Source organism: Sulfitobacter sediminilitoris (assembly GCF_010667575.1).
In the GTDB taxonomy this organism is placed as follows: Bacteria; Pseudomonadota; Alphaproteobacteria; order Rhodobacterales; family Rhodobacteraceae; genus Sulfitobacter; species Sulfitobacter sediminilitoris.
Genome location: NZ_JAABNT010000003.1, coordinates 429709 through 445883, shown reverse-complemented (window position 1 = coordinate 445883; position 16175 = coordinate 429709). Strand labels below are relative to the sequence as shown.

Genomic DNA, 16175 nt, shown 5'->3' with positions numbered 1-16175 from the left:
TTGCAGCGATTTTTCGCACCCCCCTGGCCACAAGATCGGGATTTCCGGCACTGGAACATGTCACGAAGGCCCGCAAACCGTATCCGGTCTGAACAAGAAACTTCCGGGTGGCATCCGGGGGCGCAGGTTCCTCAACCGAAAAAGCCAGCGCTCGCACATCTGCACCTGAATCAATCAGCTCTGACTGCTCTTTCAATTGAGACAGAAGATGAAATTGATTGTGCTGAGTGCCCATATCGAGGCCAAAACTTTTCAACGATCAGATCCTAGCATGGCGCCGTTCTCCAAACACGTTATCAGGTGAAACCCGAACCTGCCATAGACTGAACCCGAATGATCCACGGCGAGGAAACATCACCGCTCGTTTCTGCTGAAATGTGCTTTCTGCTTATCCACGCTTTTCAAAATCCGTCTAACGAGCTGACAGACCTAACACACAAAGCTAACATTGCAGAGATCAGGAGAGGTGCATGGAACGAAGGCTTACCACGGTAATGGCGGCTGATATTGTCGGCTACTCAGCCCTCATGGATCATGATCGAATTGGGACAATCGCCGCGCTCAAGGTGTTCCGCGAAGAAACTCTTCTCCCGATACTGGCAGAGCACAATGGTTCATTGATTAAAAGCATGGGGGACGGTTGGATTGCCGAGTTTCCCTCAACATCTGAAGCGGCGGAATGCGCAATCGCAGTTCAGTCCTCTCAGAAACCCGGTCAAATTAAGCTACGCATTGGGGTTCACACAGGGGAAGTCGTTACCGATGGCGATGACATATTTGGCGATGGCATCAATGTTGCCTCGCGTCTCGAGGCCCTCGCCCAACCAGATCAGGTGCTCATCTCGGATACATCGCATAACAGTCTTGATCGAGGTGATGCAGCATCTTTCGACGGCGGGGAGCAAACAGAACTAAAAAACATCACGCGCCGCATCGGAGTTTGGCGCTGGCCAAAAGGAACGACAGCCGGTTTTGCCGAAAACAAGGATGTCAGGCCGGGAATTGCGGTGCTTCCATTCGACAACATGTCCGGTGATCCGGATCAGGAATTCTTTGCGGATGGCATCACCGAAGATATTATTACAGAGTTGTCGCGGTTCCGATGGCTCATGGTCGTCGCGCGGAATTCGTCCTTTACCTTCAAGGGAAAAAGTACTGACATCCGCGAAGTTGGCCGCGCCCTTGGAGTCCGGTATGTTCTCGAAGGCTCTGTACGGCGCGCTGGCCAGCGCGTTCGCATCACTGGACAGCTCATTGATGCTGAAAATGGCAGCCATTTGTGGGCGGACCGTTTCGACGGTGTGTTAGACGATATTTTCGATCTTCAAGACCAGGTCACGCTGGACGTGGTGACGGCCATTGAACCGTCTTTGCGGCACGCTGAAACGATCCGCGCGCGCGCCAAACCCACGGAGGATTTGCAAGCTTACGAACTTTACCTAAGGGCGGTCTCGCATTTTCACCTGCTGACCGACGAAGACAACAAAGAGGCGATACGGTTAACAAAGCTGGCTTTGGATCGAGATCCGGAATATGCCGCCGCGGCAGGTTTGCTAGCATGGCTTCACATCCAACGTCTCGTGCAAGGCCTGGAACCTGTCGATGAAGGCCCAGGATCAGCCGTAGCGGCGGCAGAGCGGGTTCTTCGGAATGATCGCGCGGATGGCATCGCAAAGGCATATGCCGCGCACTCTATCTCTATGTTGGCACGAGACTTGTCCCGCGCAAGGGCAGCCTTCAAGGAAGCTTTGTCGGAAAATCCCAACGCAGCGACGGTTCACATGCTGGCATCTATCAATCTCTTTCTTCTGGATCGTCCAGAGAAAGCGTTGGAGCATGCGACCCGGTCGGTAGAACTCAGTCCGCGTGATCCTTTGCGCCACGCCGCTTTCCTGGCGCAGGGCAGCGCTTTGTTTCACCTGGGGCGCTATCAAGAGGCCGTGCAGGCCTTTCGCCAAGCATTGTCAGTGCGTTCAGCCTTCCTGATCAGCCACCTGATGCTTATTGCTTCGCTCGCCGAACTTGGCGACATAGATGCAGCAAAAGTAGCAGTCGCTGATTTGAGAGCAACCGCTCCGGACGAGACTTCTATTGCCGAGACCACCCGGTTGCCCATTTTCTCAATTCCAACCTGTGCTGACCGCTGGCGCGACGGGTGGTCAAAAGTTGGGTTGGCAGTGTGAGCGCAAAAAGTGCCAGGCCGCTTGAAATCTCGTGCCCATCCAACTGTCGGTCTGTGCAAAGGCTTGGTTCGAAGGATCAGTCGCCAACCAAAATCCTGCCGGGTTCCCCCGCCTCATGAACCCGGAACACCAAGATGGTTGCTCCTTCTTTTCCTGATCGGGCTGTATGAACTTTTTTCAGCGGTACGACGCCCACGTCGCCCGCAAAGGCTTCGTGCTCACCTTCTTCCTCTAAGATGAGGGTCACACTTCCTTGCAATATGTAGGCAAATTCTTCTCCGGGATGCCAATGCATGGGCAAGGTTACATCGGCCGGTAGGGCGACATGGCTTACGATCACCTCGAGACCCTCGGCGCTTTCCAACGCAGTCGATAGCAAGTCCCGTATGTTCGGTTTTTGGAGCGTCGCCGGGTCCTGCACATCGTGCGACAACGCTGTTGCGACGCTGCCTGCGACAAATACACAAGCCACTACAAATGGTTTCCACATCAGCTATCCTCCCTCGTTTAGAGGATTATGACATTTGTACTTTCTCTCAATCAACGCTGGAGTAGATTGAGTTTAAAATGGTGCGCAATAATCGCCAGTTGCCCCCTCCATGCCAAGAGCTGGAAAGTCCGCAAAACTGGCGGTCAACTCAAGCTGGCGGATGACCGCTGCGCGCCCTAGTTGCGCATTCGCGCAACCGGGCTTTCGATGATACAAAGCCCGAAGGTTCCGCAGATGGAGGCAAAAATGATAACCTCGGATCGTGAAGTCATTACTCCCATCGATGTTGCGCTGGAGGACCATTGGTTTCCCCGTGTCGTGGGTCAGGTGAATGACCAACTCATTAAGGTGGCCATTTTGGAGGGCGAGAATGTTTGGCACAAGCACGACGATGAAGACGAGATGTTTCTGATTGTCTCCGGCAGTTTGAGAATGGAGTACGAAGATCGCACGGTTGGCCTGAAAGCAGGCGATATTCATGTTGTCCCGCGCGGGGTCATGCATAATCCAGTCGCTGATGAGGAATGTCGCATCGTCTTGATCGAACCTGCATCAACGAAACACACCGGCGATGTCATCTCGGAAAGAACCAGAAGCCTTGAAGAGCAAATGAGATAGATCTTGGATGCTGGCGAGGTCCGTTTTGTCCGCATGGCCGTCGTTCGCAGCCTTTCAAAGCGTGATGCACCGCCGCGAGACTGCTCTGGGCCCATACCTACCGGAGCTACGCTCGCGACCAAAGGTCGCTCACATATTGGCTGTCGACTGCGCCGTGTCTAACTTCCCTCTATGACGAACAATCAGGTCTCTGACGATATACCCATTCGCTACCGTGTCTCGGGCATGGACTGCGCCAAGGATGCTGCGCGGATCGAACGTGCAGCCCAGACCACAGGAATTGCGCCAGACGCGGTGAAGGTGTCGGCAGCTACGCATATCATGACCCTCAAAGTACCTGAGGCACGGCTTCGGGCGATTGAAAAAGCAGTCGCGACAACGGGCTACGGATTTGATCGCATCAAGGGCGACTCGGACACTCAGCCTGGTGCAGCGCACCAAGACCCGGCCTACCGTCTGGCTCTCTGGATCGTCGTCCTTCTCAATGTTAGCTACGGCCTGTTAGAGATGGTCGGTGGTTTTCTTGCAGGGTCTCAGGCCGTCAAGGCGGACGCACTCGACTTTATTGGCGACGGCCTCATCACGTTTCTTGGACTTCTCGCAATCGGTTGGAGCCTTGCGTGGCGGGCACGCTCTGCATTGATCCAAGGCTTCTTCCTCAGCTTGCTTGGTCTTTGTGTGCTTGCAACAACGGTCTGGAGAGTATTCACCCAGACTATGCCAGACGCGAGCCTGATGGGGGTGTTCGGGATCGTCGCTCTTATCGTGAATGTTCTCGCCGTACTGCCACTCATGAAGTTCCGTAAAGGGGATGCCAATATGCGGGCTGTTTGGCTGTTCTCCCGCAACGACGCTATCGGCAATGCCGCCGTCGTTGTGGCGGCTGGTCTTGTCGCGTGGCTCGGCAGTGGTTGGCCGGATTTGCTCGTTGCCTTCGGGATTGCCGGACTATTCCTACACTCCTCTTGGTCGATCATCCGCGATGCGAAGGCTGATCTGACAATTGCTAACTAAAGCGCGCTCCAAAGTGGACGTTCAGTTTGTGTTGGCCAAAGCCAGCTTTGTCGCGCAAGCGGTCGCCCTCCCTCTCAGTGATGCCTGTAACTCGGTGAGTTCAACATATCGAGTGAGCACAGTCCGGGTGCAGCTGCAATCACGTCTGGGATGCGATTTACGAGCGTCGAACAGGTCGTGAAGCGGTAGTTCGCGTCTTCGCAATTGAGTTGAAGATTTGGTTCTCCGCGCACCTTCCAGAGAGTGTCCGATCTTCTGTGTATGAGTAATTTGGCCGATGCTTCACCAACGAAGGAGCATGACGACAATGACGATTTCCAAGGAACTTTTAGACGAGCTGCTTAACGGCGTTAAGAACGCGGATGATTTGCTGGGCGATCAGGGCTTGATGAAGGAGCTCAAGGTTCGCCTGATGGAGCGGATGTTGGGCGCGGAACTGACCGAACATCTCGGCTATGAGTTGGACACCCAATGGCTCTCGACATGCAAAGGACTGTGGCTGAAATGGCAGACGAATTCCCGGACGGGCTTGAGGTAAGGATTGGCCTTCATGCAGGGCCCGCAGTCGCAGGCGTCATAGGCAACAAAAAACTATTCTACGATGTTTGGGGTGAGACGGTTAACACAGCCAGCCGGATGGAGAGCCATGGGGAGCCGGGACGTAAACAGGTGACAGGGCCCGCCCATGAGGAATTGGCAGAAGACTACCTCTTCGAGCCTCGGGGCACGGTGGAGGTGAAAGGCATGGGGGAAGTCGAGACTTGGTGGCTTGTGGGGAAGAGGACCTCTGCATAACCTCATAAGTACCCATACCCTTTGGATACATTAGGAAGGCTCTAATGGACGCTAGCCATTTCTGAAAGCCGTATGAACCTCTCTCGGTTCGGGCAAAAGAATGGTGGTGGTGTGCCCTGAGCTGCGTCTGCCAGCCACAGTCTACAGGCCCTGGTAGCAGAACATTCATGGCAAGTGATGATGCCCTTCCGAATGTCCTCCTGTACGTCTTTCGAGTGACGGCCATAGGGTAACTCTGCACCTGTCACACTTCGCATACTGCGCCAAAGTGCCATCCGTTCGTCGAACCCTCTAATCCAATCTTCGGACATACTCATTCCCGTCACATACTGCCTTGCTGCCTCGAGGCCTTGAAATAGCGAAGTATGCCATTGCTTCCTTGATCTAGCACAATCTCAGCAACTCCGGTTTGGCTCCACATCGGGCTTTAGGAGTGACTTACTGCGCTGCCTTCGCAGAGTGAATACGGTATGAGCGTGCTTCTGCATCACAACCGTCACAACCCCTCATCCCCCCACACCCGTTCCACCCGTTCTAAGCCTCCCGGGTAGGGTCTCCCTTCCTTCCTGGTACCTTCTACTGCTTCCATTACCTATACCTAATTCCTGGGTATGACCTTCCCGTCCTTACCCCTAAGAGAGACCCTCTCAGCCACTCCCGTAGGACCCGTATGGCTTCTGTCACTGCGACAGCCTGATATCGGACACGGGTCCGACATCCCTGAGTGAAACTGTTAGATGACGGCTGTGAGCGAGATATAGCTAAAAGTTGGTGATGGCCCCTGAGGGGCGGCATATCATGGCGTTGTTCACGCGCCTCTTGAATATAGGCTTCAACGGTCCTCACTCCGACGCCAAATTCTTTAGCGGTATCTTGCTTTGCCGCAAGCGTTCGGCGGGGTCCGTATTCATTTACCAGTCGCTCATAATGCGCAACAATTCTGACAGCCTCGGAGTGGCCGGGGCCTCTTCGCGTCGGCCTACCTTTGGGCATTCGCATTTGACCTGTGACGAGTTCCGCAAGCAAATCTCGCTCGTTTTCCCCAATTTCACCGCCACTTCTCAGCCAGTCTGCAAGTTCTTTCCCCTCAATCTCAGGGTTCTTACCCTTTGCCGCGACAAATGCCCTTCCAGCCTTGTAGACAATGTCTGTAATACTCATCTTGCGGCCTCCATCTTCAACACCTTCGCACCGCCTTCGCCGCGCAAAAACCGCCCCCATGCTGCCATCATCGCCCGTCGTTTTTCAATCATGTCCGAACGGTCGTAAGCCTGCCTAACCTTGCTCCCCACCTTGTGCGCCAAGGCTATTTCGGCCATGTCACCATCAAATTCCGTGCGTTCTGTAACCCACACGCGAAAGCAGCTTCGCAGACCATGTGGCACAGCTTGCACCTTGGTTCTGGCGTCCAGATAGCCCGCGTTGCCGCGCTCAATATCAGCCTCATGCATTGATCGCATCACCTTCCCCAAGGTCGCATCAGACAAGACGCCGCCACGCGGGGAAGTGAACAGCAGATCACCCATGCGGGGTAAATTCGTTAGTAACTCAATCATCGTGTCAGTGAGTGGGACGCGGTGCGGTTTGCCCGTTGGTGAAATTTTACTTGCTGCGCGTCCCGGCTGGATTGTCCAGAGCCGCGCATCTAAGTCGATTTCATCCCATGTAGCGAAACGAACGGCCCCTGAACGTGAAGCAGTCAAAGCTTGAAAGGCCAAAGCCGTTGCCCCAATTCCTTCGCGCGATTGCAAGTCAATCCACCATCGCTCAACATCATCAAGTTGCAACGCAGGAAAATTCTCTTTTGGCGCAATCTTATTCGGTGCAGAAAGCTCCAGCTCAAGATTTCCGCGCCATGCAGCCGGATTGTCGCCAACTCGATGCCCCGCGGCTTTGGCATAATCCAGCGTTTTTTCCACTCGCTGGCGTACTTTGGTGGCCGTTTCAGTTTTGTTATTCCAAATAGGATGCAGAACACGAAGAATATCTTCGCGCGTAATGTCGTGTACCATCATTTCCCCTAGTTCGGGAAAAGCATACTTTTCAACGGTCGCACGCCACTGCGCACGGTATCGGTCAGTTCTGAGTTCTGGCAGCTTCTTCGCAGCGTATTTTTCAAAAGCCTTGATAAAAGTCAGCCCTTGCCGTTGTGACGTCAATAGAGCCGATCTAGCGGCCTTGCGCGCCTCTACTGGGTCAACCCCCATGCGGATCGCTTCCTTCGTTTCTCCGGCCTTCTCACGTGCCTTTGCAAGGCTCACCTCCGGAAATGCGCCTAGCCCAATCTCACGCCGCTTATCGCCTACCCTCACCCGTAACAGCCAAGATCGCGCCCCGCTGTCAGTAACCTGTAGCAACAGGCCAGCTACTCCACCTACATTGTGAACGCCCCTGCCTAACCGTCTAACCTCAATTGCTGAAAGCTCCTTAGCTCGCTTAGGCATGCAAACCCCACATACAACCCGCCCAAAATATCGTTAACTATTGTTACTGCTAGTTGCACCATGAAACAATCGTTCTTGCAAAATCACATATTTATTAGGTAAATTGATCTGAGACGGGGTTGGATGATACTAGGGAATGGAGTTCGTTACCCGCTCCAACATCCGACGATTTTACGGTGCGATCTGTGCTGTAGAATGGAAAAAAGCCCTATGGGACAGACTGGTCATGTCCGTTTTCGACCATGACCGGCAAGGAGGCCGTTATGGTAGTCTTTCGCGGGCTTGCGAAATACCGTGTCCCATTTATCCTCACCTTTCCGGCCTATGGAGTTTGTTGTCATGCGACGCCTTCTTGTCCTGCTATTTTTTCTTGTCGCGCCGATAAGGGCGCTTGCCGGTGACATGGTGATCGAGAACTTTGAGCTTCAGCCAGAAACCAGGTGGCGTTTTTTCACCGATAGCGTGATGGGGGGCGTTTCCTCTGGTCAAGTCGCCTTCGTTCAAGAGAACGATCAGGCTCATGCGCGCATGACAGGTAGTGTCAGTACAAAAAATAATGGCGGCTTCATCCAGATGCGGATGGAGCTTCCCGATGGAACTGCTGAGAACGTGACCGGCGTCCGTTTGATCGTTCGAGGTAATGACCAACGATATTTCGTGCATCTTCGCACCAGTGGAACAATGCTGCCGTGGCAGTACTATCAGGCCAGTTTTGAGGTCACCGGAGACTGGGCAGAGGTGCGAGTGCCGTTAGACAGATTTAAGCGGTCTGGCGGCTTGTTAAGAGCCGTCCCCATTGCCGACAGACTCAGGTCCATTGCTGTCGTTGCCTATGGTCGGGACCATGAGGCAGCAATTGATGTGCGCGAGATAGGGTTCTACTAGCCATCCGTATTACTACGGAGACGTTTTCAGGCGATTTTAAAACTTCGTTATTCAGTAGCAGGCAGTTCAGCCAACACCCGTTACCCCGGTTCGGCCACTATGACGCCCGAGACTTGCTCATCAGTCAGTGTCGCCAGACCATTGAAGGTGAGAACGTCGAACTCGCCGTTCTGAAAGATGCTTGCACCCGTTTCAAAGGTCAGCTTCTCGAGATTGCTGACTGTATCGGTGCCTTCTCCGTTTGTGGCCCGATCTTCCACGACGGCGCTGCCATCGCTCAAGAACTGAACTGTGAAACGGCTCACCGCCGCCTCAGAATGCGCGAGATCCTCGTCGCCCTCACCACCATTGATTGTGTCATTGCCAGCTCCGCCAATGATGACGTCCTTTTCCGAGCCCCCATTCAGGCTGTCGTTTCCTCCCATCCCGAAGAGAACTTCCATGGCAATGCCACCATCGAAAGTGTCACCTTCATCGGACAGGAAAAACCAATCGCCGTGCTCAGAGCCTGAAATAGCGCTTCCTTGAGCGACAACGAAACTTGGGTCAGAATTTGGGGAACCGATTATCAAGTCGTCAAACGCGCCGTTGAAGCCGCTAACCGAATTCTCAAGGAAGCTCAGGGTTTCCGACCAGACAGAGCTGTCCAATGGAGTGTCCGGCGCGTTCTCGTCGGTCTCTTGTGCCCCTATCCGTTGTAGGGTCTCGAAGACAGTCGGTGCGCGCGATGAAGCTATGAAGGGCGGCGTCGAAATCCGCCTCTGTCGCCCCGGTTGCTTCGTTTATGCGAAATACCGGGGAGTTATGGACGCCATCAGAACCGTTCCAAAGCAAAGAACCAAGCTGGGTTTCATAGTTGGACAGACTGGTCTCTATCGACGCAATGATCTCTGTTGCCGTTGGTGCGCCGCCCGTGTCACCGCCGCCTTTGAAACTTTCCGGCAACGTACCAACAGCCAGTTCTCCACCGTCCTGAGCGTGATACCTGCAAGCCCAACCAAATCGACCTCTGCTTTCACTCGACGCAAAAGCGGCAAAGTCACGCTCCGGGCTGAAGGCGTTGAAACCATCTCGCTATTTCGACGTCACAATAGTGCGCGAGTTGTTTGGCCTTTCCAAACAACTTGATCTCTTGTGCTCAAGCCGAAACGCAATTGAACATGCGACACTCACAGATATGCGAAACAACTGATCCCGTTCAGTATCTGCAAGCCCCGCTTCAGCCAATCAGGACCTCGCCGAATTCGTCCCGCAGGTTCCGCTTCAGCACTTTGCCGGTCGCGTTACGGGGCAGAACGTCGGTGAACACGACACGGTCTGGCACCTGCCACTTCGCGATCTTGCCCTCAAATATCTGCAGGATGTCCTCTTCGGAGGGGTTCTGCCCCTCGGCCTTGACCGCCACCAGCACGGGCCGTTCGTCCCATTTCTCGTGACGTGCGCCAATCACGGCGGCATCGGCCAATTGCGGATGAGCGATCGCGATGTTCTCAAGCTCGACCGAGCTGATCCATTCGCCACCGGATTTGATGATATCCTTGGAGCGGTCCTTGATCGTCACATAGCCGTCCGGGTCCATGGTGGCGACGTCCCCTGTGTCGAACCAGCCGTTCGTCAGGGTTTCCTCGCGGGTTGTCTTGAAATAGCTGTCAAGTATCCAGTGACCACGGGTCACCAGATCACCCTGCGCCTTGCCATCGTGCGGCAATGGATTGCCTTCGTCATCAAGGATCTCGAGTTCCACGCCAAAGACCGGCCGTCCCTGATTTTCGCGCAGGCGTTGCTGCTCCTCAATCGGAAGATCCCGGTGTTTTGCCAGTGGCTTGTTCACCGATCCCAGCGGTGACATCTCGGTCATGCCCCATGCGTGAACAGTATCCACGCCATATTCCTCGCGGAAGGCTGTAATCATCGACGGTGGACAGGCAGAGCCGCCCACGACCGTGCGCTTGAGGCTTTCAAGCTTGCTGCCGATCTTTTTAGCCTCGCCCAGCAGGCCCAGCCAGATGGTCGGAACGCCAAGCGCGATTGTCACCTTGTAAGTGTCGATCAGCTTGACCAGCGACGGTCCATCAAGGCCCGGCCCCGGCATCACCATGCGCGCCCCGCTCATTGCGCAGGCATAGGGAGAACCCCAAGCATTTACATGGAACATCGGCACAACGGGCAGCACGACGTCTGCGGCCGAAATGCCGACGCTATCGGTCATGTTCACCCCAAATGAATGCAGCACGGTTGAGCGGTGGGAATAGAGGACGCCCTTGGGATTGCCCGTTGTCCCGGAGGTGTAGCAAAGGCTCGACGCCGTGAACTCATCGAACTCGGGCCAGTCATAGTTTTCATTACCTGTGGCAATCAGATCATCGTAGGCGACAATGCCCGGCAGCGTGTCTGCTGCATCGCCAACCTCGGCCTCCATCAGGACCAGATGCTCCAGATGTTCCAGCTTGTCGCGGATCGCGGCAATCAACGGCACGAAGGTCTTGTCAATGAACAGAACCTTATCCTCGGCATGGTTCAGGATATAAACCAGCTGTTCGGGAAACAGGCGCGGGTTGATGGTATGGCAAACGAACCCGCCGCCCGAGACGCCAAAGTAAATCTCAAGGTGCCGCCGGTTGTTCCAGGCAATCGTGCCGCAGCGGGCCTGCGGCTCAAGGCCCAATTTGGTCAATGCAGAGGCCAGCCGGCGTGAGTTCTCACCCACCTGCCCCCATGTTGTTTCCTCGACGCCGCCACCGGTGTTGACCGAATAGATTTCGGCGCTGGAATGATACCGTTCGGCATGCACGATCATGGTGGAAATCAGCAGGGGTTGCGACATCATCTGGCCAAGCATCGGGGGTCCTCCTCAGAACTGTTCGCGCCAATTTGGACAAAGCCGCCCGGTCTTGCAAGCGCGCCGTGATGGACCTAACGTCACTGTTCGATTGCAAGGAAAGCTTTGATGAAATTGGTCTACCACACGCCGCTGAGTGCTGCACAACAGGCGGTTGCCGGCATTGATCCGGTGCAACCTCTGGCCATGGCCGACAAGGTACGGTTTTCCGAACTGGACGTGCTGAATCACGTCAACAACGCGGTCTACATGGAGTGGTTCGAGCGCCTGCGGATCAGGTATTGTCAGGACTGGGGTATCTCGGATTACAGCAAGGAACAGGACAATCCCCGGATCGTGATCCGTTCAGGCACGATACACTACCGCCAGGAAATGCGCATGGACGAAGATTACATCGTCACCTGTGCCTGCACCGCGTTCCGCACCAGTTCCTATTCGCTCGCTCAGCAGCTTTGGTCTAGCGGCATCTTGCGGGCGACCTTTGACTGCGTGATGGTCCATCTTGAACCCGACGCCAGCGCCAAGCGTCCGCTGTCCGACATTTTGCGGGCGCGGTTCCTGTCGGTCGATGGCGCAAACGAAGAAGGATAAGAGCATGAGCATCAAAATTCGGCCGGTTCAGGCGTCCGACCGCAGCGCATGGGATAAACTGTATCAAGGCTATGCCAAGTTCTACAAAGTCGACCAAACGCCGGAGATGCGCGACACGGTCTTTGGCTGGCTGATGGATGAGACCCACGAAAGCAATGGTCTGGTGGCCGAAAATGCTCTTGGCGTCTTGGTTGGTCTTACCCACTACCGCCCTTTCGCAAGCCCGCTGCGCGCAGTGACGAATTGCTTTCTGGATGACCTGTTCGTTGACCCTGATGCACGTGGATCTGGTGCGGCTGATGCCCTGATCAACGGCGTGGCAGAGGTCGCCCGGCAGAACGGCTGGCCCGTGGTGCGCTGGATTACCGCCGATGACAATTACCGCGGGCGCGGCGTCTATGACAAGCTGGCCACGCGCACGATGTGGATCACCTACGATTTGAAGGTCTAGCGCCGCACGGGGTGCAGACTTTTGCGTTGCGCCGTCATCGCTCAGCGATCGCGGTGCCGAATGAGATAGTCCACCAAGGCCGCTGTTGAGCTATCCTTGCCCTCGGCAGAGGCTTCTCCCTCCACAACCGGCTGCAGGGATGTCGCAAGCTCCTTGCCCAGTTCCACGCCCCACTGATCATAGGAATTGATACCCAACATCACGCCTTCCACGAACACGCGGTGTTCGTACAGCGCGATGATCTGGCCCAGTGTGAAAGGATCAAGGCGCTCATAGACCAAGGTCGTTGATGGCCGGTTCCCCGGAAATACCCGGTGCTTCGCCTGCCGTTCAAGCTCATCGCCCTCCAGCCCCTTTTCTTCCATCAGCCGCCGTGCCTGCATCAGGGATCGACCCCGCATCAGCGCCTCGGATTGCGCCAGACAATTCGCGACGAGCAATTGATGATGGTGCGCCAACTCAGGCTCGTGTCCGTTTGCCGCCACCATGAATTCGCAGGGGATGACGCGCGTGCCTTGATGGATCAGCTGGTAGAACGCGTGCTGACCGTTGGTGCCCGCAGCCCCCCAGACAACCGGCCCCGTGTGGTGCGCCGCGTCCGAGCCATCCATCTGCACCCGCTTGCCGTTGGATTCCATCTCAAGCTGCTGGAGATAATCAGGCAACAGCGACAGACGCTGATCATAGGGCAGCACCGCCCGCGTCGCAAAATCGCAAATCTGGTTGTGCCAAATGCCCGTCAGGGCCAGCATCATCGGCATGTTCTCAAGCGGCTCTGCCGCGCAGAAATGCAGGTCCATCGCCTGTGCGCCACGCAGGAACGCGTCAAAGCCATCGGGGCCGATGGCGATCATCAGTGACAGACCAATTGGCCCCCAAACAGAATAGCGACCGCCGACCCAGTCCTCAAAACCAAAGACCCGTTCAGGAGTGATCCCGAAAGCGGTCGTCTTGTCCTCGGCGGTGCTGAGCGCCACAAACTGTGTTTCCGGGTCGCCGCCGTGATCAACCATCCAAGCCCGCGCGGTGCGGGCATTGGTCATGGTTTCAATGGTGGTGAAGGTCTTGGAGGCAACGATCACCAGCGTGGTCTTGGCGTCCAGCCCGCGCAGCGTGTCCGCGATATGCGCACCATCTACATTTGACACGAAATGGCAACGCGGCCCGTCGTGGTACGGCGCAAGTGCCGCCACCGCCATCGCTGGCCCGAGGTCTGATCCTCCGATGCCAATATTGACCACATCCGTGATCCCGCTTTGCCGCACTTCATTTGCAAACTGGCGCATCCGTTTGAGGCTTACACGGACGCCGGGCATGACGTCCTGACCATCCACCTCAACAGACCCAGCATCGAGATTGCGAAGGGCAGTGTGCAAGACCGCGCGGCCCTCGGTCTCGTTGATCTTTTCGCCCCTGAACATCGCATCGCGTTTCGCGGCCACGCCTGTCGCTTCAAGCAACGCAATCAGGTCAGCGCGTGTATCCCGATCAATGTTGGTCTTGGAATAATCAAGCCGCATATCCTGTGTCTGTACGCTGAAATCATCAGCCCGCATCTCGTCTTCGAAAAGCGCCAGAATTGGACGCTCCGCGATGGCTGCGTGGCGCGACTTAAGGCTCTGCCAAATCTCCATCATGCGGCCCAATGCACGGTTCCAGACCCGATGACAGCAGCAATCGGTGCGTCTTCTGGTGGCAGGGAAAGCGCTTTCTCAAGGGCGGCGCGTTTCTCATCGCCATAGATCACCAGATGCGTGGACATCGCACCGCGAAGCGCATGGGCAGGCAACGTCACCCGTTCCATATCCTGATTTTGAGGCTTTATCGGGCAAAGCAGAGGAGCGTGATTGGCCATTGCCGCTTTAAGGCCATCGGCTCCAGGAAACAGCGAGGCGGCGTGCATGTCAGCACCCATGCCCAATAGCAACAACGAAATTGGCAGCTCACCGGTCAGCGTTTCGGCCACTTCTGCACAGCCTTCTGCTGCGGTCTTGCCCTCACGATAGTATGGAATGAACTGTGCCGCTGCTGCATGCCCGGTTAACAAATGCTGCTTCACCAGACGGGCGTTGGAATGTGAATTGTCCTCGCTGACCCAGCGTTCATCGGTCAGCATCACGTGGACGCGATCCCAGTGCAGTTCGGTGTCGCTCATCATCTCAAAGATCGGCCCCGGCGTCGTGCCGCCTGGCACGGCGAAGGACGCAAAATCGTGGTTTAGCAAACACTTGCGCAGCTCACTGGCCAGCGCATCGGCGACCCTGATCGACAACATTTCCCGGTCCGGGTATTCAACGATGTTCATGGGGAAACCTCTCGCCACTTGCGGCCATCACGCCGCATCAGTTCATGTGAATCCGTGGTGCCGTCTGTACCGCTTTCATAAGGTTTGGGGACCTCGCCGCGTTCTTCCCAGCCGTGAATGATCGGATCGGTCCATGCCCAGGCGGCCTCAACCTCGTCTCCGCGCATGAACAGTGTCTGGTTGCCACGTATCACGTCCATGATCAGCCGTTCATAGGCATCTACGTGTTCGCTGTCTGCACCCAGCGCTTCGGCAAAGGTCATGTCAAGCGGCACGTCAATCAGACGCATGCCGCCTGGCCCCGGTTCCTTGATCGTTACACCCAGCGTAATGCCCTCGTTTGGCTGTAACCGGATGGACAGGACATTACGGTGCCGCCCTGCGTCTTCGCCAAAAATCGAATGCGGGGTTTCCTTGAACACAACAGTGATCTCTGAACTGCGCGCCGACATGCGTTTGCCGGTCCGCAGGTAGAACGGCGTCCCCGCCCACCGCCAGTTGCTGATATGGGTCTTGAGCGCAATAAAGCTCTCGGTCTTGGAGCGCGGATCCTCAACTGCCTCTCGGTAGCTCGGATGCGCCTTTTCATCGCTGTGATCAGCCTCGTACTGACCGCGCATCAGATGATGCGGCAGTACCGGATCAAGAGCGCGGATCACCTTGAGTTTTTCGTCGCGCACCGCGTCCGGGTCAAAGCGCGCGGGCGGCTCCATCGCGATCAAGCACAACAGCTGCATCAGGTGGTTCTGTACCATGTCACGCATGGCCCCGGCCTTGTCGTAGTATTCGCCGCGCCCGCCGACGCCCACTGTCTCGGCTACGGTGATCTGAATGTGATCCACGTATTGGGCGTTCCACAAAGGTTCGAACAACATGTTGCCGAAACGTACGGCCATCAGGTTCTGGACTGTCTCTTTGCCAAGATAATGGTCAATGCGGTAAATCTGATGTTCGTCAAAATGCGCCGCCAGAGTGGCGTTCAAATTCTTGGCAGTGGCAAGGTTCCTGCCAAATGGTTTTTCAACAACAATCCGGGAATCTGGCCCGGCCATACCCCAGTAATGCAGACGCTCTGCCAGATCGCCGAACAATGCGGGCGTGACAGAAAAGTAATAGGCCTCTACCCGGTTCTTTTCCTTACAAAGCTCTTGAAGTTCTTCCCAGCCGTCATCCCCAAGCGCGTCGATTGCGACATAATAGACGGTATCGAGAAAGGCATTCAGCTTGTCGGAGTTTGCGGCGGTGGTGCCGCCGAATTCCTTGATCGCCTCGCTTGCCATCTCTCGATAACCAGCGTGATCAAGTTCAGTGCGCGCCGCGCCGACGATGCGCGCTGAGGGGGGCATCTGTCCTGCACAAAAACGTCGGAACAGGCCCGGCAGAATTTTGCGGCGCGCCAGATCACCTGTGCCGCCGAAAATGACAAGATCAAACGGATCAACTGGAATGACCCGCGACGTCAGGCGCGGCATGCCTTCCTGAACTTTGTTCATGTCACCCTCACTTCAATTCAATGTTAGCGCTACCATAGCTATAATAGCGCCCATCACAAGCCCGTGC

Annotated in this window: 16 protein-coding genes and 1 pseudogene; 8 read left to right on the top strand and 9 right to left on the bottom strand. The window is 55.7% G+C overall.

The window, feature by feature from the left end:
- Positions 1-256: hypothetical protein (locus GV827_RS23360; protein WP_204325768.1), on the bottom strand; the 256-nt coding region annotated here is incomplete at its 3' end.
- Between the two features lie 214 nt (positions 257-470).
- Here GV827_RS23360 and GV827_RS07710 point away from each other — a divergent pair.
- Complete coding sequence (locus GV827_RS07710) at positions 471-2183, top strand: adenylate/guanylate cyclase domain-containing protein (protein ID WP_164353202.1); 1713 nt, start codon at positions 471-473, stop codon at positions 2181-2183.
- Between the two features lie 76 nt (positions 2184-2259).
- On the opposite strand, the gene GV827_RS07705 is transcribed toward GV827_RS07710, so the two are convergent.
- Positions 2260-2673: a cupin domain-containing protein gene (locus tag GV827_RS07705; protein ID WP_164353201.1), complete on the bottom strand. Its 414-nt coding sequence runs from the start codon at positions 2671-2673 to the stop codon at positions 2260-2262.
- Positions 2674-2907: 234 nt separating this feature from the next.
- Between GV827_RS07705 and GV827_RS07700 the strand changes: the two genes are divergently transcribed.
- From GV827_RS07700 to GV827_RS07685, 4 genes and pseudogenes are all read left to right on the top strand, one after another.
- Entirely contained in the window at positions 2908-3291 is a 384-nt protein-coding gene (locus GV827_RS07700) for a cupin domain-containing protein (RefSeq protein ID WP_235930270.1), read from the top strand.
- A 171-nt stretch (positions 3292-3462) separates the two neighbouring features.
- Positions 3463-4305: a cation transporter gene (locus tag GV827_RS07695; RefSeq protein WP_164353200.1), complete on the top strand. Its 843-nt coding sequence runs from the start codon at positions 3463-3465 to the stop codon at positions 4303-4305.
- Positions 4306-4612: 307 nt separating this feature from the next.
- A pseudogene (locus GV827_RS07690) lies at positions 4613-4777 on the top strand (IS256 family transposase); the annotation flags it as partial.
- 32 nt (positions 4778-4809) lie between these two features.
- Entirely contained in the window at positions 4810-5100 is a 291-nt protein-coding gene (locus GV827_RS07685; RefSeq protein ID WP_164353199.1) for an adenylate/guanylate cyclase domain-containing protein, read from the top strand.
- Positions 5101-5141: 41 nt separating this feature from the next.
- Here GV827_RS07685 and GV827_RS24090 read toward each other — a convergent pair whose 3' ends face one another.
- The gene (locus tag GV827_RS24090; protein ID WP_386334109.1) at positions 5142-5375 is read right to left on the bottom strand and encodes a DUF6455 family protein; all 234 of its coding nucleotides are present in this window, start codon (positions 5373-5375) and stop codon (positions 5142-5144) included.
- Between the two features lie 882 nt (positions 5376-6257).
- A complete protein-coding gene (locus tag GV827_RS07680) occupies positions 6258-7544 on the bottom strand; it encodes a tyrosine-type recombinase/integrase (RefSeq protein WP_164353198.1) in 1287 nt (428 codons plus the stop codon).
- A 339-nt stretch (positions 7545-7883) separates the two neighbouring features.
- Here GV827_RS07680 and GV827_RS07675 point away from each other — a divergent pair, with 339 nt between their 5' ends.
- Entirely contained in the window at positions 7884-8429 is a 546-nt protein-coding gene (locus tag GV827_RS07675) for a CIA30 family protein (protein ID WP_164353197.1), read from the top strand.
- 80 nt (positions 8430-8509) lie between these two features.
- On the opposite strand, the gene GV827_RS07670 is transcribed toward GV827_RS07675, so the two are convergent.
- Both GV827_RS07670 and GV827_RS07665 read right to left on the bottom strand, forming a co-directional pair.
- Complete coding sequence (locus tag GV827_RS07670; protein ID WP_164353196.1) at positions 8510-9079, bottom strand: calcium-binding protein; 570 nt, start codon at positions 9077-9079, stop codon at positions 8510-8512.
- Positions 9080-9648: 569 nt separating this feature from the next.
- The gene (locus tag GV827_RS07665; protein ID WP_164353195.1) at positions 9649-11268 is read right to left on the bottom strand and encodes a long-chain-fatty-acid--CoA ligase; all 1620 of its coding nucleotides are present in this window, start codon (positions 11266-11268) and stop codon (positions 9649-9651) included.
- A gap of 108 nt (positions 11269-11376) precedes the next feature.
- Between GV827_RS07665 and GV827_RS07660 the strand changes: the two genes are divergently transcribed.
- Positions 11377-11859 (top strand): acyl-CoA thioesterase, encoded by a 483-nt coding sequence (locus GV827_RS07660; protein ID WP_164353194.1) that lies wholly within the window; start codon positions 11377-11379, stop codon positions 11857-11859.
- A gap of 4 nt (positions 11860-11863) precedes the next feature.
- Positions 11864-12310: a GNAT family N-acetyltransferase gene (locus GV827_RS07655; protein WP_164353193.1), complete on the top strand. Its 447-nt coding sequence runs from the start codon at positions 11864-11866 to the stop codon at positions 12308-12310.
- Positions 12311-12351: 41 nt separating this feature from the next.
- Here GV827_RS07655 and pgi read toward each other — a convergent pair whose 3' ends face one another.
- The 3 genes from pgi to zwf are packed head-to-tail and all read right to left on the bottom strand — an operon-like array spanning position 12352 to position 16078.
- Positions 12352-13947, bottom strand: coding sequence for a glucose-6-phosphate isomerase (gene pgi / locus GV827_RS07650; RefSeq protein ID WP_164353192.1), 1596 nt, complete (start codon positions 13945-13947; stop codon positions 12352-12354).
- On the bottom strand, positions 13944-14615 hold the full coding sequence (gene pgl, locus GV827_RS07645) for a 6-phosphogluconolactonase (protein WP_164353191.1): 672 nt from the start codon (positions 14613-14615) through the stop codon (positions 13944-13946). The genes pgi and pgl overlap by 4 nt, the downstream gene beginning before the upstream one ends.
- Positions 14612-16078 carry a glucose-6-phosphate dehydrogenase gene (zwf, locus tag GV827_RS07640; protein WP_164353227.1) on the bottom strand — a complete coding sequence of 489 codons (1467 nt, stop codon included), beginning with the start codon at positions 16076-16078 and terminating at the stop codon, positions 14612-14614. Before zwf ends, pgl begins: the two co-directional genes overlap by 4 nt.
- Between the last annotated feature and the right edge of the window lie 97 nt (positions 16079-16175).